The organism is Reyranella soli (assembly GCF_007992495.1).
Taxonomy (GTDB): domain Bacteria; phylum Pseudomonadota; class Alphaproteobacteria; order Reyranellales; family Reyranellaceae; genus Reyranella; species Reyranella soli.
Map to the genome: position 1 here is coordinate 1 of NZ_BKAJ01000067.1, position 16,040 is coordinate 16,040.

The 16,040-nt window shown below is 66.1% G+C and carries 14 protein-coding genes and 1 pseudogene; 5 read left to right on the forward strand and 10 right to left on the reverse strand.

Going from position 1 to position 16,040, the window contains the following annotated elements; genetic code table 11:
- Positions 1–84 precede the first annotated feature (84 nt).
- Genes RSO01_RS18695 through RSO01_RS18710 form a run of 4 tightly spaced genes read right to left on the reverse strand, consistent with a single transcriptional unit; the run spans position 85 to position 4,105 of the window.
- The gene (locus RSO01_RS18695) at positions 85–891 is read right to left on the reverse strand and encodes a PhzF family phenazine biosynthesis protein (RefSeq protein ID WP_147150670.1); all 807 of its coding nucleotides are present in this window, start codon (positions 889–891) and stop codon (positions 85–87) included.
- Positions 881–1,978, reverse strand: a complete 1,098-nt coding sequence (locus RSO01_RS18700; RefSeq protein ID WP_147150672.1) for an amino acid ABC transporter permease — start codon at positions 1,976–1,978, stop codon at positions 881–883. Before RSO01_RS18700 ends, RSO01_RS18695 begins: the two co-directional genes overlap by 11 nt.
- On the reverse strand, positions 1,978–3,042 hold the full coding sequence (locus RSO01_RS18705) for an ABC transporter permease subunit (protein ID WP_147150675.1): 1,065 nt from the start codon (positions 3,040–3,042) through the stop codon (positions 1,978–1,980). Before RSO01_RS18705 ends, RSO01_RS18700 begins: the two co-directional genes overlap by 1 nt.
- A gap of 13 nt (positions 3,043–3,055) precedes the next feature.
- Positions 3,056–4,105 (reverse strand): transporter substrate-binding domain-containing protein, encoded by a 1,050-nt coding sequence (locus tag RSO01_RS18710; protein WP_170303176.1) that lies wholly within the window; start codon positions 4,103–4,105, stop codon positions 3,056–3,058.
- A gap of 121 nt (positions 4,106–4,226) precedes the next feature.
- On the opposite strand from RSO01_RS18710, the gene RSO01_RS18715 reads away from it, so the two are divergent.
- Together RSO01_RS18715 and RSO01_RS18720 are read left to right on the forward strand one after the other, a co-directional pair.
- Positions 4,227–4,904 carry a helix-turn-helix domain-containing protein gene (locus RSO01_RS18715; protein WP_147150679.1) on the forward strand — a complete coding sequence of 226 codons (678 nt, stop codon included), beginning with the start codon at positions 4,227–4,229 and terminating at the stop codon, positions 4,902–4,904.
- Positions 4,905–4,924: 20 nt separating this feature from the next.
- Positions 4,925–5,569 carry a LysE family translocator gene (locus RSO01_RS18720; protein WP_147150681.1) on the forward strand — a complete coding sequence of 215 codons (645 nt, stop codon included), beginning with the start codon at positions 4,925–4,927 and terminating at the stop codon, positions 5,567–5,569.
- 29 nt (positions 5,570–5,598) lie between these two features.
- Here RSO01_RS18720 and RSO01_RS18725 read toward each other — a convergent pair whose 3' ends face one another.
- The gene (locus RSO01_RS18725) at positions 5,599–6,603 is read right to left on the reverse strand and encodes a LacI family DNA-binding transcriptional regulator (RefSeq protein WP_170303177.1); all 1,005 of its coding nucleotides are present in this window, start codon (positions 6,601–6,603) and stop codon (positions 5,599–5,601) included.
- Between the two features lie 129 nt (positions 6,604–6,732).
- Between RSO01_RS18725 and RSO01_RS18730 the strand changes: the two genes are divergently transcribed.
- Genes RSO01_RS18730 through RSO01_RS18740 form a run of 3 tightly spaced genes read left to right on the forward strand, consistent with a single transcriptional unit; the run spans position 6,733 to position 9,850 of the window.
- The gene (locus RSO01_RS18730) at positions 6,733–7,602 is read left to right on the forward strand and encodes a phytanoyl-CoA dioxygenase family protein (protein WP_147150684.1); all 870 of its coding nucleotides are present in this window, start codon (positions 6,733–6,735) and stop codon (positions 7,600–7,602) included.
- A gap of 36 nt (positions 7,603–7,638) precedes the next feature.
- Positions 7,639–8,976, forward strand: coding sequence for an MFS transporter (locus RSO01_RS18735; protein WP_147150686.1), 1,338 nt, complete (start codon positions 7,639–7,641; stop codon positions 8,974–8,976).
- 4 nt (positions 8,977–8,980) lie between these two features.
- The gene (locus RSO01_RS18740; protein ID WP_147150688.1) at positions 8,981–9,850 is read left to right on the forward strand and encodes a sugar phosphate isomerase/epimerase family protein; all 870 of its coding nucleotides are present in this window, start codon (positions 8,981–8,983) and stop codon (positions 9,848–9,850) included.
- Here the strand turns inward: RSO01_RS18740 and RSO01_RS18745 are convergent.
- From RSO01_RS18745 to rpe, 5 genes and pseudogenes are all read right to left on the reverse strand, one after another.
- Complete coding sequence (locus tag RSO01_RS18745; RefSeq protein ID WP_147150690.1) at positions 9,814–11,301, reverse strand: alpha-amylase family glycosyl hydrolase; 1,488 nt, start codon at positions 11,299–11,301, stop codon at positions 9,814–9,816. The two genes, RSO01_RS18740 and RSO01_RS18745, sit on opposite strands and share 37 nt — an antisense overlap.
- Positions 11,302–11,441: 140 nt before the next feature.
- Positions 11,442–14,078 (reverse strand): MGH1-like glycoside hydrolase domain-containing protein, encoded by a 2,637-nt coding sequence (locus RSO01_RS18750; RefSeq protein ID WP_147150692.1) that lies wholly within the window; start codon positions 14,076–14,078, stop codon positions 11,442–11,444.
- 19 nt (positions 14,079–14,097) lie between these two features.
- Positions 14,098–14,595 carry a gluconokinase gene (locus RSO01_RS49905; protein ID WP_147150696.1) on the reverse strand — a complete coding sequence of 166 codons (498 nt, stop codon included), beginning with the start codon at positions 14,593–14,595 and terminating at the stop codon, positions 14,098–14,100.
- 24 nt (positions 14,596–14,619) lie between these two features.
- Positions 14,620–15,327, reverse strand: a pseudogene (rpiA, locus tag RSO01_RS49910) (ribose-5-phosphate isomerase RpiA); the annotation flags it as partial.
- The gene (rpe, locus tag RSO01_RS18765; RefSeq protein ID WP_147150694.1) at positions 15,324–16,010 is read right to left on the reverse strand and encodes a ribulose-phosphate 3-epimerase; all 687 of its coding nucleotides are present in this window, start codon (positions 16,008–16,010) and stop codon (positions 15,324–15,326) included. The gene rpe and the pseudogene rpiA, both read right to left, overlap by 4 nt.
- Between the last annotated feature and the right edge of the window lie 30 nt (positions 16,011–16,040).

The window sequence follows — 16,040 nt, forward strand, 5'->3', positions numbered from 1 at the left end:
ATCGCGATCCTGAATGAGCCAGCAGGATCTGCCGATCCTCGAATGGCCCCAGACAAATCCGTCAAGATCACTATGTGGAGCCTGCTAGATCGAGATGGTACCCCTCAAGAATATGGCGGCACGTGCAGAGATTCGAACCGCGTCCGGCTTTACCCGACAGGCCAGATCGCCGCTCCGCCCGGAAGCTTGGTAGGCGCGAATCTCCTGCTTCCCGAGCCGCTCGGCCCACAACGGGGCAATGGAACAGTGAGCCGATCCCGTCACGGGATCCTCGTTCTCGCCGATGCCGAAGCTCGGGCAGAAGAAGCGCGACACGCAGTCATGTGACAGGCCCGGGCCGGTTGCGATGAAGCCGTGCCGGCCCAGCGCTAGCAGGCGCTCGAAATCGGGCCTCAGGCTCCGGACCTCAGCCTCATTCGCGTAAACCGCCAGATAGTCTCTCCCCGCCGTCCAATATTCCTGCGCTGCCAGGCCAAGGGCATCGGCAAGACCCGGCGGAGGATCGCAGCGCGTGATCGTCCAGCGCGGAAAGTCGATCGCGACGGCATCCCCTTCCCGGGTCGCGACGAGGAGTCCGGCCCGCGTCTGGAAGGCGACTGTCGACGGCGCCTCCTGTTCCAACCTCAGGCAGACGTGAGCGGCCGCCACCGTTCCATGGCCGCACAGGGACTGGACTTCGTTGCCCTCGCGCGCGAACCAGCGCAGCCGCTCGGCGTTGCCCTCGCGCACGAGGAACGACGTGATCGGCAGGCCGGTCTGGAGGGCGATCTTGCGCAGGATGTCGTCGGACAGCCAGGCTTGCAGCCGGCACACCGCTGCGGGATTGCCGCCGAAGGGGTCGTCGGAAAAAGCGTTGATGACCGAAACCGGAATGTCGTTGCTACTTTTCACGCTTGCGCTCCACGTTCACCGCTCGCTCGAGCCACAGGCCGTACGAAGCCAGGCCCAGGGTGCAGAGGAAATAGACAAGGCCGACGAACAGATAGACTTCCAGGTAGGCGTTGGCCCATGCGGCGTTGCCATACGCCGCCTGAGCCGAGGCGGTGAACTCGAAGAAGCCGATCACCGAGACGATGGACGTCTCCTTGAAGGTCGACAGGAACAGATTGACCGACGACGGCAGCGTGTTCTTCAGCCCCTGCGGCAACAGCACGAACCGTACGCGCCCGGGATAGCGCAGTCCCAATGCCCGCGCCGCCTCGTCCTGGCCGACGGGGATGGTCTGCAGGCCGGCGCGGACGATTTCCGCCTCATAGCAGGCAAAGACCAGGGCGAAGGCCAGCACGAGGCGGGTGAGCTTGTCCGGCAACGCCCAGGCCGGCAGCACGAAGGGCGCGAGAACCGCCACGATGAAGAGGATGCTGATGCTGGGCAGTGTGCGAACGCCATCGACCAGGAAGGCCGCGATGTGCTTCGCCACGCCGCGACGCTTCCGCCGCAGCAGGGCGAGAGCGACAGCCAGAGGAAAGCCCAACAGGACCGTCGAGGCGTAGAGATAGACGGTGAGCGTGAAGCCGCCCCATTGTTCCGTCGCCACGGCCGGCAGTCCGAACAGACCGCCACGCATCAGGGCCACGAAGGAGACGGTCACGACGGCCCACAAGACGGGCAGTCGCGCCACCGACCAGAAGGCCGGCAGACCGCTCAGGCAAATGCCCGACAAGGCGATGCCGCAGGCAACCGCCGACCGCCATTGCTGCTCGTAGGGATAGAGGCCGAAGAAGATGATGCGGTAGCGGTCGCGGATGACCGCCCAGCACGCGCCGCTGCCCTTGGCAGCGCAGTCGGCATCGGAGGTCGCCGACCAGACGGCATTTATAAGCGCCCATTCGACGATCGATACGCTCGCCGTCACCAGGGCCACCAGGCCGACCAGCGTGAACAGGCTGTTGAACCATCCGTCGAACAAGGCCCGCACGGTTCGCAGCAGCGCCGACTCTGGCGGCGGGCGATGCGTCGAGAGCGTCTGCCCGACCATCAGACCTGGTAGCCCGGAATGGCCAGCCGTCTGTTCGCCAGGTTCATGACGGCGACGATCAGCAGGTTCAGGCCGGCAAAGCAGGCCGTCATGATCAGGATCAAAGGAATGGTCTGGCCGCTGTGGTTGATGGCGAGGATCGTCACCGAGAAGAGATCGGCGTAACCGACGGCGAGCCCCAGCGCCGTCAGCTTGAGAATGGTCGTGTACTGGCTGCCCAACGGCAGGATGACCGAGCGAAGCGCAAGCGGCGCCCTCACCTTCACGAAGATCGCCCACGGCGACAAGCCGAACGACTGCGCGGCCTCGAGCACGCCGCGCGGCACCGTCAGGAAGCCCCCGCGCACGATCTCCGCGATATAGGCGCCGCCGAACAAGGAGATGCCGAGGGCGATCGCCAAAAGCTCGCTTTGAATCCGCAAGCCCCCCTGGAAGTTGAAGCCGCGCAGGACCGGCATCGACACCAACGCCGACATCCGCTCGACGGCGAGACCGGCGATGATGGCGAGACCGAGCGCACCGACGGCCGCCAAGGCGATCGAGCGCCGGCGCCACTGGAGGACGCAGAAGATCGCGGCAACAAACGCGGCCGCCAGCATCAACCAGCCAAGGCCCGTCGGGACCGGGATGAAGATGCCGCGATTGCTGAGGAAGGCGACACCGCCGATCTCGATGGCCCGCCGGGGCGCGGGTAAATGCGAGATCAGGGCAAACCAGAACAGCGCCTGCAGGATCAGCGGCACGTTCCTGAAGAGCTGCACGTACGCCGCCGCGTAGCCGGCCCACAGCGGATTGGCGGAGAGCCGCAAGACAGCGACGGCACAGCCGATGGCGGACGATGTGACCAGGCAGATCGCGGCGAGGACGATGCTGTTGAGCGCGCCGACGCCGAGCGTCCACCAGTAGGGATCCGACGGCGCGTGCGGCACGATCGCGAAACCGACCTGCCAGTTGGTCGGCTTCGACAGCAGGTAGACGGCCTCCCGGCCGGCATCGCTCGCCGCCAAGGCGACCACGAGGATCGCGACGGCAAGGAATGCGGCGCCAAACCCGACTTGGCGCATGTGCGTCGACACGCTAGTCGAAGGCCGGCGAATAGATGAGGCCGCCGTTCATCCAAAGGCGATTGAAACCGCGGTCGAGCTTGTAGGGCGACGCGCTTCCAATGTTGCGATCGTAGATCTCGCCGTAGTTCCCGACCGCCTTGATCGTCGCATAGGCCCAGGTCTCCGGCAGGCCAAGGGGCGCGCCGATGCCAGGCTTCACGCCGAGAAGCCGGGCGGCTTCGAGATTGGCGTCCGGCTTGGCTGAAAGCTCGGCGCGCTTGCTGTCGATGTTCTTGCTGTCGATGCCCAGCGTCTCAGCCTTGATCAGTGCCAGGATCGTCCAGTTGACGACATTGAGGAAGCGCTTGTCGTTCTCCCTGATGGCGGCGTTCTGAGATTCCACGCCGAGCGCGAAAGGCAGGAGAACGTGCTCGCTCGGGTCCTTGACCTTGAGCGCGCGCGTCACGGCCAGGCTCGGGCCGTATCCGGCGACGGCGTCGCAGCGTTCGGCGAAGTAGGCGCTCTGCAGCTCCTCCGTCTTTTCGTAGGTGACGAGTTGGAACTTCACCTTATGGGCAGCCATGAAGTCGACAAGCATTGGCTCGATGCTGGTGCCCGCCGCCGTGCACACGGTGGCCCCTTCCAGATCCTTGGGCGCCTGGATGTTCGACTTGGCGCGGGCCATGAACTGGAAGCCGCCGAAAAAATAGGGAACGCTGAACTGCAGCCCGAGCTTGGTGTCGCGCGAAAAGGTCATCGCCGTCTGCTTGAACAGCACATCGATGTCGCCCGACTGCAGCGAGGGAAAGCGTTGCGCCCAGCTCAGGGGGACGTACTCGACCTTGTCGGGAGCGCCCAGGATCGCGGTCGCGACGGCCTTGCAGAAATCGATGTCAAAGCCCTGCCAGCGGCCGGTGCCGTCGACCTCGAAGAAGGCCGGGAAGCTGCCGTTATGGGCGCTGCAGCGGAGCTTGCCGCGGTCCTTGACCGCGTCGAGCGTGCTCTTTTGCGCCTGTGCGCCGCCGGCCATGGCCACCATGGCAATGGCCACCAACATCGACCGTCCGATCCATTTCCCCATGGCCGCTTCCTTCCCATTCGGCGCTGATGCAGAGCGCGTCCGGGATGCTATCATTCATTTGCCTTTTGGAAAGTGATTTTCCTATAGGAAAAATACACCGCGATAGGGGCGGAAAGAGTACATGGCAGGCACCAGGAAGAGCCAAAGAGCAGCGGCCATCGAGCCTCGGCCGGATCCGGCTTCGTCGTTCGGCGAGATCGTGCGACGGCTAAGGCTGACCGGCGGCCTGAAACTCCAGGACCTGGCCGCGCGCTGCGGCGTTGCCTCATCGACCATCTCGAAGATCGAGAACGGGCTGATGTCGCCGACCTACGACACCATCCTTCGGCTTGCCGACGGCTTGAAGGTCGACACCGCCGACCTGTTTCGCGACCGGCCGGAGGTCAGCGCCAACGGACGCCGAAGCATCACCCGTCGAGACCAAGGTCTCAGGCGATCGACCGGTCAATATGACTACGAGCTGCTCTGCGCCGACGTCGCCAACAAGCCGTTCACGCCGCTACTGACGACGCTACGCGCCCACGCGCTCAGCGAGTTCCCTGCCCTCGTCACCCACGAAGGCGTGGAATTCTTCTATGTGCTGTCGGGAAAGGTGACCCTCCATACCGAGCACTACGAGCCGGCGCTGCTGTCGACCGGCGACAGCTGCTACTTCGACAGCACGATGGGGCATGCCTGCCTGTCCGCCGGCTCCGAGGACGCACAGATCCTGTGGATCGCCACACGGCTGACGCCGGCGCTGGCCGAGGATCGGCAACTGGCCGGCAGCCGCCGGTCTTTGATCAAGCGTCGCTCGTGATGGCACGCTAACCTTCCGTCATGCCAGATCCGACCCAAGTCGCCCTCTTCTTCGCGGCAGCTTTCGTGCTCGCCGTCACGCCCGGGCCGGGCATCTTCTATGTCGCCGCGCGCACGCTCGCCGGTGGCCGCGGCGAGGGTGTGGCTTCGAGCTTCGGCACCGGCCTGGGCGGCATGGTGCACGTGCTGGCGGGCAGCCTCGGTGTTTCGGCCGTCGTTCTGGCGAGCGCCGAACTGTTCACCGCGCTGAAGCTCGTCGGTGCCGCATATCTTGTCTGGCTTGGCATTCGCACGATCCGGGCCGCTCGCCGGGATGCAGCGACGAGCTTGGGCGGCGGCGCCTCACCGCCAGCGGGTCCTTGGCGAGCGTTTCGAGAAGGCGTGGTTGTCGAGGCGTTGAATCCCAAGACCGCCGCCTTCTTCCTGGCCTTCATCCCCCAGTTCGTCGACCCGACCGCCGGCAGCGTCGCCCTGCAATTCATGGTGCTTGGCTTCGTGTCCGCCGCCCTCAACACCCTTGCCGACATCGTGGTCGCGTTTGCAGCGAGCGGCATCCGTGAGGGCGCCACAGCGCGTCCGGCTCTGATCCGCCGTCTACGCGAAGCGTCCGGCGCGGCAATGGTGGCGCTCGGTGTCGGCCTCGCCATTGCGAAGCGTCCGACCTAGCCGCAACTGAGAGCGCCCTTTGGCGGTGACTACCCGCTCTCTCTCAGGACAAGCTCAAATCCAAGATCGACACGCCGCGGCCTGGTTGGATCGAGCGCCAGTTCGGCTGCCGTGCGGCCGATGGCGACGCCGTGGACGCGGATCGTGCTGAGGGCCGGCGCGAACAGCCGCCCCATCTCGAGATCGCCAAGGCCGACGACGGCGACGGGCTGAGGCGACCCGAGGGGCCCCAGCAGATCGGCGCGGCGCATCGCCGACAACAGAGCGATGGCGTAGGCGTCGTTGGCCGCGAAGACAGCGTCGGCGTCGGGCGCTTCGGTAAGGACCACCGTCGCGGCGCCGGCGCCCGCCCCTCGCGTGACCGACACGCGCTGTGGATCGTCCAGTCCCGCCGCGCGGGCGGCCTCGAGGAAGCCCAGCCAGCGCTGCTCGGCACGACGATCGTCGCCGCCGACGAAGGCCAGGCGGCGCCGGCCGGCCTTGGCGAAATACCGCGCGACCTCGACGCCGGCGGCATGGTTGTCGAACCCGGCCGCGGCGTCGATCGGCGCGGCTGGCAGTTCCCAGGTCTCGACCACCGCGATGCGCGCCCGCCGCAGCATCTCGGCGCCGGCCGGCGTCGCCGGCGCGCCCACCATGATGATGGCCTCGGGCCGACGCGACAGCAGCGCCGCCAACATCTTTTCCTCGCGCGCATCGTCATAGCCCGACTGGGCCAGGATCACCGTAAAGCCCAGCGGCTCGAGCACCTCCGAAAGGCCCTGGACCGTGTCGGCAAAGATCGAGTTGGCGATCGTCGGCACCAGCACGCCGACCAAGCGCGTGCGGGCGCTGGCCAGCGACCCCGCCACCATGTTCGGGACGTAGCCCAGTTCGCGCATCGCCGCTTCGACGCGCAGGCGCGTGTCGTCCGACACGATGCCGGGCTGGCGCACCACCCTGCTCACGGTGATCGGCGAAACCCCGGCGCGCTTCGCCACCGCCTCAAGGGTCGGCGCAGTGCGCTCCTGCAGCTCCGTCGGGATGTCAGCCATGCGGCTCACCATACCCCTGCCTTGCAGCCACGGTATTGCAATTCGGCGAATGACAGCGCTATCATTCCAGAATGACAGCGCTATCATAAGCCGTCAAGGCACTCTTGGCGCATACTTGGAGGTGACCCGATGCTGAGCGACCAGCAAGTAGAAGCTTACAAGCGGGACGGCGTCATCGTCGTGCCGGATGTCCTCGACAGCCAGGTCCTGGCCCGCATGCGCCAGGTCGTCGCCGAGCTGGTCGCCGGTGCCGCCAGCACCACCGAGCACACCGACATCTACGACCTCGAACCCGGCCACACGCCGCAGAGCCCGCGCGTGCGGCGCATCAAGGCGCCCCACAAGGTGCACGCCGTGTTCGACGAGGTGGTGCGCAGGCCCGAGGTCATCGCGATCCTGAAGGCGTTGCTGGGACCGGGACTGCGCCTGTACGGCTCGAAGCTCAACATGAAGTCGGCGCACTACGGCTCGCCTGTCGAATGGCATCAGGACTGGGCGTTCTATCCGCACACCAACGACGACGTGCTGGCGGTCGGTGTCCTGCTCGACGACACCGACCTTTCCAACGGCCCCATGCTGGTATCGCCCGGCACGCACACCGGCCCGGTGTGGAACCATCACGGCGCGGACGGTCGCTTCGCGGGCCTGATCGATCCCGACGAGATCCGAGCCGAGATCGAGCGTTCGGTCCCCTGCATGGGCCGCGCCGGCAGCATGTCGTTCCACCATGTGCGTGCGCTGCACGGATCGGCGCTCAACACATCGGATCGTCCGCGCAACCTGCTGCTTTACGAAGTCGCGGCAAGCGATGCCTGGCCGCTGATGGGCGTGAAGGATTTCACCGAGTTCGACAGTCGCCTGCTCGCCGGCGGTTCGGTGACCACGCCGCGCATGACGGCCGCGCCGGTCCGCATACCCCTGCCCCCGCCGCTGCGCAGCGGCTCGATCTACGAGACGCAATCCATCGCAACGAAGTCCTACTTCAATCGCGCCGCCTGATCGGCGCGGCTAAGAAAAAACAAGTGAGGAAACGCCATGATAACGACGACCAAGGCCGCCGGCGGCATGCCGGTGCGCGTGATCATTGCCGCCAGCGTGGGCTCGGCGCTCGAATGGTATGACTTCTTTCTCTACGGCACCGCCGCCGCACTGGTGTTCGGCGAGCTGTTCTTCCCCAAGAGCGATCCGCTGGTCGGCACGCTGCTGTCCTTCCTGACCTTCGGCGTCGGCTTCGTGGTGCGCCCGCTGGGCGGCATCATCTTCGGCATCATGGGCGACCGCTATGGCCGCAAGCCCGTGCTGGTGACGACCCTGCTGATGATCGGCGTCGGCACGACGGCCATCGGCCTCCTGCCGACCCATGCCCAGATCGGCTACTGGGCGCCGATCCTGCTCGTTGCGCTGCGCGTCGTGCAGGGTCTGGGCGCCGGCGCCGAGTATGGCGGCGCGGTGATCTACCTGGTGGAGAATGCGCCGCCGAAGCATCGCGGCTTCTGGGGCGGCTTCGCGCCGCTCGGCGTTTCAGTCGGCAACCTGATGGCGGCCGGCGCCTTCGCCCTCGTGACCATGCTGCCGCGCGAGGATCTGATGTCGTGGGGATGGCGCGTGCCGTTTCTCGCCAGCATCCTGCTGATCGCCGTCGGCATCTATGTCCGCCTGCGCGTCACCGAGACGCCGGTCTACACGGAAGCCGTGCTGGCCAAGAACAAGGTCGAGAGCAACCCGGCGATGTCGGCGCTGCAGAAGCATCCGCGCAACTTCATGGTCGTGCTGGGCGCGCGATTGGCGGAAAACGGCCTGGGCTACCTCTTCCCGGTGTGGGGCTTGAGCTACGTCATCAGCCTGGGCGTTTCCCGAGCCGATGCCTTGAGCGCCCTCATGGTCGCCTTCATCGTCGAGCTGTTCGCGATCCTGGGCTTTGCCGCCCTGTCGGACCGCATCGGCCGTCGGCCGGTCTACATGTTCGGCGCATTGGCCGGCGTGGCCCTCGCCTTCCCGTTCTTCTGGCTGGTGAGCACCAAGGAATGGATCTTGATTGCGCTCGCCTTCATCCTGGCGCGCGCCGTGGTGACGGCGGCGATGTTCGGCCCGCAAGCCGCCTACTTCGCCGAGCTCTTTCCGCCACAGCGGCGCTTCGCGGGCTTCGCCTTCGCCCGCGAGCTGGGTTCGCTGCTGGCCGGCGGCCCCGCCCCGTTCCTCGCCACGGCGCTCGTGGCGTGGGCCAGCGGCGCCTGGTGGCCGGTGTCGATCTATGTGATCGTGCTGTCGCTGCTCACCACCTGGGCCATCTGGGCAGGGCCCGAGACCTACGAGGAAAGCATCACGACCGACAACTCGCAGCCCGCACCGTCGGCACAGCCGGCGCGGGCCTGATCCGATGCCGCAGCAACTTCGCGTCCTGCAATCGCTATGGGCCATGGAGCGGCGTCGCGCCGACGCCGCCGAATGGCCCTTGCAGACGCAGCTCGAGATGATCCGGGAGGCGGGCTTCGCCGGCGCCGGCGTCCGCTTCATCGATCCGGCCTTCGCCACCGAAGCCACCGACTTCCTGCGCGCGCACGACATGATCTGGCAGGCGCAGTGCTATCCGACCAGCGTCGACGACCTGAAGCCGGTGCTCGAGCTGGTGGCCCGGCTGGGCGCCGATCATGTCAACCTGCAGCCCAACGTGCGGCCACGGCGGCTCGAGGACTGCATCCCGTTGCTGGAGGGGTGGCGGCGTCTCAGCGAGCAGTCGGGCGTGGCGGTCCATGTCGAGACCCATCGCGACCGCATGACGACCGATCTCTACTTCATGCTGCAGCTTCTCGACTGCTTTCCCGACCTCCGGCTCACGGCGGACATCTCGCACTACCTGGTGGGGCGCGAATTCGCCTGGCCGGTCGACGAGGAAAACCACCGCATGATGCATCGCGTGCTCGACAATGCCTGGGGCATCCACGGCCGCATCGCCAGCCGCGAGCAGGTGCAGATCTCGCTGGGCTTCCCACAGCATCAAGGCTGGGTCGAGCTGTTCATGGGATGGTGGGAATACGCCATCCGCTCCTGGCGCAAACGCGCCGGTCCCGACGCCGTGCTGACCTTCCTGTGCGAGCTCGGTCCGCCGCCCTATGCCATCACTGGTCCGGACGGCGCCGAGCTGTCGGACCGCTGGGAGGACGCGCTGGCGCTGAAGGCGATGATCGAAGCGCTGTGGCGGCGCATCGAGCATCAAGACCCGGCGGGATCCAGCCTGAAGACATTGTAGCGCCACGCCCCAAGATCGATGTAGAGGCCGGGATCGAGCAGGTCGCTGCCGTCCCGCAAATGGACCTCGCTTCCCATCACATCGGTCAGCCGAACTTCCAGGCAGGCCAAGCCATCAAAGGGCAGCCGGAGTCGGCACTGCCCCTGATGGTCCGAATAGTTGACGACGACGACGTAGCGGCCGCCGTCGAGCGACTGCCAGGCATACGAAATGAAGTCCTGCCACGTCGGATTGCCAGCCCAGGCCGATTGCGGCGGGATCAGCGACCAGGCGCCTTTGCGCAAGGCATCGGACGTCCGGAGCGCGGCCAGGAGCCTGTCGTAGAAGGCTGCAATATCTGCCTTGTGGGCTTCGGTCGGTGCGCGGCGCAAGTGCATAGGCACTCTGACCTGCGCGCCCTCGAGCTGGCCTTGATGAAAGAACCGCAGCCCCGGCGCCAGGAACGTGACAATGGCCGCCGCCCGGTGCCGCGGCCAGGGAAAGACCGATGCGGCGCGCGGCTCGTCGTGGTTCTCGAGGAAACGCGCCAGCCGGTCCTGGTAGTCGAGGCCCGCACCCAGATGGGCGCGAATGGCGCCGGCATCGGCATGGCGCAGGCGATCGTAGAGCCGCTTGTCGTAGCAGTAGTCGAAGCCCTGCTGCTGCAGCTCCCATTCGAGGTCCCAATAGGCCTCGGCCAGGAAGGTGAAGTCACGATGGGCCTCGCGCACGGCCGCGATCGCCTTTGGCCAGAACGGCTCCGGGGTCACGCCCCAGGTGCGCAGGAAGACGTCCGGCAGCGCAAGCATCGCCATATCGCAGCGCACGCCATCGCATTGCTCGGCGATGGTCGCCAGTTCCGCCATCTGCGCTTCCTGCAGCGCCGGATTGGCGTAGTTCAGCTGCAGCGCGTCCGGCCAGCCGGGAAAATTGGGGTCGCGCCCATAGGCCAGGATGCGCTGCCCGTGATCGGTGTCGACCCGACAATAGTTCTCCGGCTGGGCGGCGAGAGCCTGTTCGCTGCCCTGGAGGTAGAAATCGGGACGCGTCTTCGTCCAAGGATGATCGAGCGCCGTGTGATTGGGCACGAAGTCGAGCATGAGCCGCAGCCCGCGCTCGGCGAGCCGGGCGCGGAACACGGCCAGCGCCGCCTTGCCGCCCAGTGCCTCATCGACCTCGTAGGCGCTGATGGCGAAGCCCGATCCGCAGATATCGTCCTGCGTCAGATCCGGCAGCACCGACCGGAACTCGGCCTGCCAGGCCGGGTTGCCGCGCGATACGGCCCGGCTGGCCGCACCGGTCCGCCACACGCTCAGAAGCCAGATCCAGTCGAAGCCGCGACGCGCGAGATCGTCGAGGGTGGCATCATCGACATCGGCAAGGGTGATCGGCTTTCCGGCCTCCCGTGACAGCCGGTAAAGCCACACCCTCGTGTTGATCTCGAACAGCGAGGGATAGCGCGGCTCGATCATCCTAGTCCCCGGAACCGCAACTGCCGGACACAAGCCCCGCTGTCATCCCGAGCGTAGCGAGGGACCTTTCCTGCGGCCTCAAAGGCCCCTCGCTGCGCTCGAGGTGACAGCCGTGACTTACGGTCCAGCCATGGCCGGCCCTACTCATGCAGCTCGGCAATCATGTTGGCGACCAAAGCGCTCCATCCCGTCTGGTGCGAGGCGCCGAGGCCGCGACCGGTGTCGCCGTCGTAATATTCGTGGAACAGGAGGTAGTCCTTGAAGTGCGGATCGGTCTGCATCTTCTCGTAGCCGCCGAAGACGGCCCGTCGTCCCTTGTCGTCGCGCCGAAAGATGTTGATCAAGCGATTGCGCAGATCGTCGGCGATCTCCTTCAGCGACAGCATCGCGCCCGATCCGACGGGGCATTCCACGCGGAACTCATTGCCGTAGAACTTGGCGAACTTGTTCACGCTTTCGATGAACAGGTAGTTGATCGGCATCCAGATCGGCCCGCGCCAGTTGGAATTGCCGCCGAACAGATCGCTGTCCGATTCGGCCGGAACGTATCTGACCGCGGATGAGCGAAAGCTGCCGGCCTCGAAGACGTAGGGGTGGTCGAGGTGGTATCGCGACAGGGACCGTATTCCGTAGTCCGACAGGAATTCATTCTTGTCGAGGACGCGTGCCATCACCTTGGACGCGCGGAAGGCGCGGGCGATGGCGAGCTGGCGTGTGTCGTCGGCGCCCGGCGTGTTCACCCGGGAAACCAGGGCCGCAAGCTTTGGACGGTAGCGCAGATACCAATCCCGCTGCCGGGTAAACGACGGCATGTTCTTCAGCTGGGCCTCGTCTATGGTCTCGACGGCGAACGCCGGAATCAGGCCAACCAGGGAGCGCACGCGCAGCGGCGTCGCCTCGCCGTTGCCCATGACGAGCCAGTCGTAGAAGAAATTGTCGGTGTCGTCCCACAAGCTCAGGCCCTTGCCGCCGAGGTTGGTCATCGCCCCGCCGATCATCAGGAAATGCTCGAAGAACTTGGTCGCGATGTCCTGGTAGGCGTCGTCTTCCTGCGCCAGCTCGATGGCGATGCGCAGCATGTTCAGGCTGTACATCGCCATCCACGACGTCCCATCGGACTGCACCTGCATGCCGTCGACCGGCAGCGGCGCGGACCGGTCGAAGACGCCGATATTGTCCATGCCGAGGAAGCCGCCTTCGAAGACGTTGAGGCCGCGTGGGTCCTTTCGGTTCACCCACCAGGTGAAGTTGAGCAGCAGCTTGGTGAAGATCCGCTCGAGAAACTTCCGGTCACCCTGGCCGTTGCGCCGCCGCTCCTCTTCGTAAAGGCGCAGTGCTGCCCAGGCCTGCACGGGCGGATTGACGTCGCTGAAGTTCCATTCGTAGGCGGGCAGCTGCCCGTTCGGGTGCATGTACCAGGATTGGCCGAGCAGGATCAGCTGATGCTTGGCATCCTCCAGATCGAGCAAGGCGAGCGTGACCAGATGGAAGGCCCAGTCCCACGCCGCGAACCAGGGGAACTCCCATTTGTCCGGCATCGAGACGACGTCTTCCATGGTGGCATGGACCCACTCGCTGTTGCGTCCCCTATGGCGGGCGCCGGCGGGCGGAGGTTGCGCCGGATCGCCGTCCAGCCACTCGGTGACGTCGTAGTAGAAATATTGCTTCGACCACAGGACGCCCGCGAAAGCCTGGCGTTGAATGCGGCGCAGGTCCTCGTCCACCACCTTGCTCTGCAGCCCGGCGTAGAAGGCGTCCGCCTCGGATTTGCGCAGGCTGAAGATCCGCTCGAAATCGTCGAAGGGTTCGGGCCCGGGCGATCCGACGCTCAGCCTGACCCGGATGGTGGTGCTGGCGCCCGCCGCAACCGTCCGCCGGAAGATGCCAGCCGCCTTGGTGCCCTTGTGTGAACCGACGGCGTCCTTGGCTCCGCCCACCAGATAATCGTTGAAGCCGTCCTTGTACAAACGGCCGGTGGGTTCGCAGCCGTACAGTTTTGTGACGTTGGTCTCGTTCTCGCAGAACTTGATCTCGTCTGGTCCATCGAAGTGGATCGAATAGGCGCCGAGTGTCTCATGCTTTACCACGACATCGTCCCCGGTGCGCTCCAGGGAGGGCTTCGGCCTGTCCGTGAACCAGCTCCAGGTGTTGCGGAACCAGACCTGCGGCAGCACATGAATTGCCGCTTCCTCGGGGCCGCGATTGGTGACGGTCACGCGCAGCAGGATGTCGTCGACGCCCGCCTTGGCATATTCGATGTCGACGTCGAAGTAGCGGTCGGTGTCGAAGATGCCGGTATCGATGATCTCGAATTCCGGCTGCCGCCGGTCGCGCAGCGCGTTTTCCTGCACCAGCAGGTCGTAGGGAAAGGCCGCCTGCGGATATTTGTAGAGCATGCGGGCGTAGCTGTAGGTCGGCACCGCGTCGAGATAGTAGTAGAGCTCCTTGACGTCCTCGCCGTGATTGCCCTCGCGGTTGCTGAGCCCGAACATGCGCTCTTTCAGGATCGGGTCCCTGCCGTTCCATAGCGCGACGGCCATGCACAGCTGCTGCTTGGCATCGCAAAACCCGCCGATTCCGTCCTCGCCCCAGCGATACGCACGGCTGCGCGCGTGATCATGGGGGAAGTAGTTCCAGGCGTCGCCATCGGCGCTGTAGTCCTCGCGCACCGTGCCCCACTGGCGCTCGCTCACATAGGGGCCCCATTTGCGCCAGGCCTCGCGACGTTCGTTTGCCTTGGCAAGACGTTGCTCTTCAGGAGTGATCGTCGCCGGCATCGATCGCTGCTCCCTGTCGCTAGCTGGGTAGTGTCGCGGACGCACCAAGCTGGCGAATGACCTCGTGGGCGACCTGGTCGACGGGCGGGCCGACATCGACAACCAGAGGATCTTCGTCCGGTCCGGGCTCCTCAAGGGTATCGATCTGACTCTGCAGCAGGCTCGCCGGCATGAAGTGGCCGCTGCGCTTCGCCAGATGTTCGGCCATGACGTCGCGGCTGCCGCGAAGGTAGACCAGCCGTACTTCCGGCCGGTCGCCGATGACGATCCGGCGATAGGCCCGTTTGAGAGCGGAGCAGGTGATGATGCCGGGCTGCTTCTTGGCGCGCTGACCGTCGATCCAGGCGGCCACGCTTTCGAGCCAGGGCTGGCGGTCAGCGTCGGTCAGCGGGATTCCGCCATGCATCTTGGCGACGTTGGCCTCGGGATGCAGCGCGTCGCCCTCCTCGAAAGACCAGCCGAGGCGCGCGGCGAGCTCCTTGGCGACGGTCGACTTGCCGGCGCCCGACACGCCCATGACCACCAGGATCGGCGGACGACCACGATGGGCGCGCGCGCTGTCGAGGCGATGGACGCCCTGCCCGTCGGCGACGAACACCGGATCGGCGCGGCCGATGAACAGGCCGCTCTCGACCACGCCGACGACTCGGCGGATGCGGTCTTCCAGCCGCGCCGGATCGGCCATGGGGCCGGCGAAGTGGCAGTCGAGAATGCGGTTGCCGCCATCGGTGACGAACAGGTCGCCCGCCGGCGTCAGCCGCGGCCGGACCTCCGCGGCGAACACTTTTAGGGCCGCCTGGGTGACTTCCAGCCCGAAGGCAACGACCTCGACCGGGACCGGCGCGTGCGTCCCCAATCGATCGACCAGCTTGACGCCATCGACGACGATGGCGAGACGGCGGCTCGCGTTGGCGACGATCTTCTCGCGCAACAGGGCGCCACCCAGCCCCTTGATCAGGTTCAGGGTGCCGCGTTCGACCTCGTCGGCGCCGTCGATCGTGAGGTCGATCTGTCGATGCTCGGCAAAGGAGGACAGCGGAATGCCGGCCGCCTTCGCCTGCGCCGCGGTTCGCTCCGACGTCGGAATGCCGACGAAACGCAGGCCCTGCCGATGGCGGCGGGCCAGGGCCTCGACCGCGAATGCCGCCGTCGAGCCGGTGCCGAGCCCGACGATCATGCCGTCCTCGACCAGCTCGACCGCCGCCTCCGCCGCCTCGCGCTTGAGGGCATTGCGATCGGCGTCATTCATGGCCTGGCGGCCCCCGCGGCGGCGCTGGTGCGGATCGCGGCGATGGCTGCCTTGTAATCCTTGGTGCCGAAGATCGCCGAGCCGGCGACGATCGCAGTGGCGCCCGCCGCGGCAGCCAGTGCCGCCGTCATCTCGTTCTCGCCGCCATCGACCTCGATCACCGGGTCGAGGCCGCGTTGCGTGCACATGTCCCGGATGCGCCGGATCTTGGGCAGCATCTCAGGCAGGAAGGACTGACCGCCGAAGCCGGGATTGACCGTCATCACCAGGATGATGTCGCAAAGATGCAGGACATACTCGATGAGCTCGGGCGGGCTCGCCGGGTCGATCACGACCCCGGCCTTCTTGCCGAGCCCGCGGATCTGGCCGAGCGTGCGATGCAGGTGGATCGTGGAGCCGGGCTCGGCCTGGACCAGCAGGTGATCGGCGCCGGCTTCGGCGAAGGCCGCGACATAGCGCTCGGGCTCGACGATCATCAGATGGACGTTGAGCGGCTTCGCCGTCGAGCGGCGAATCGCCTTGAGCACGACCGGGCCGATCGTGATGTTGGGAACGAAACGGCCGTCCATCACGTCGACATGGATCCAATCGGCGCCGGCGGCATCGACGGCCCGCACCTCCTCCCCCAGTCGCGCGAAGTCGGCCGACAGGACCGAGGGTGCGATGAGGATGGAGCCGGCCATGGTCTAAAACCTCTTATTATCTTCCGGACC

Bases quoted from the DNA above. Each gene is read 5' to 3' on its own strand.
- RSO01_RS18700 (WP_147150672.1), bottom strand. From the start codon at position 1,978: ATGGTCGGGCAGACGCTCTCGACGCATCGCCCGCCGCCAGAGTCGGCG.
- RSO01_RS18705 (WP_147150675.1), bottom strand. From the start codon at position 3,042: ATGCGCCAAGTCGGGTTTGGCGCCGCATTCCTTGCCGTCGCGATCCTC.
- RSO01_RS18710 (WP_170303176.1), bottom strand. From the start codon at position 4,105: ATGGGGAAATGGATCGGACGGTCGATGTTGGTGGCCATTGCCATGGTG.
- RSO01_RS18715 (WP_147150679.1), top strand. From the start codon at position 4,227: ATGGCAGGCACCAGGAAGAGCCAAAGAGCAGCGGCCATCGAGCCTCGG.
- RSO01_RS18720 (WP_147150681.1), top strand. From the start codon at position 4,925: ATGCCAGATCCGACCCAAGTCGCCCTCTTCTTCGCGGCAGCTTTCGTG.
- RSO01_RS18725 (WP_170303177.1), bottom strand. From the start codon at position 6,603: ATGGCTGACATCCCGACGGAGCTGCAGGAGCGCACTGCGCCGACCCTT.
- RSO01_RS18730 (WP_147150684.1), top strand. From the start codon at position 6,733: ATGCTGAGCGACCAGCAAGTAGAAGCTTACAAGCGGGACGGCGTCATC.
- RSO01_RS18735 (WP_147150686.1), top strand. From the start codon at position 7,639: ATGATAACGACGACCAAGGCCGCCGGCGGCATGCCGGTGCGCGTGATC.
- RSO01_RS18740 (WP_147150688.1), top strand. From the start codon at position 8,981: ATGCCGCAGCAACTTCGCGTCCTGCAATCGCTATGGGCCATGGAGCGG.
- RSO01_RS18745 (WP_147150690.1), bottom strand. From the start codon at position 11,301: ATGATCGAGCCGCGCTATCCCTCGCTGTTCGAGATCAACACGAGGGTG.
- RSO01_RS18750 (WP_147150692.1), bottom strand. From the start codon at position 14,078: ATGCCGGCGACGATCACTCCTGAAGAGCAACGTCTTGCCAAGGCAAAC.
- RSO01_RS49905 (WP_147150696.1), bottom strand. From the start codon at position 14,595: ATGGGCGTGTCGGGCGCCGGCAAGTCGACCGTCGCCAAGGAGCTCGCC.
- rpe (WP_147150694.1), bottom strand. From the start codon at position 16,010: ATGGCCGGCTCCATCCTCATCGCACCCTCGGTCCTGTCGGCCGACTTC.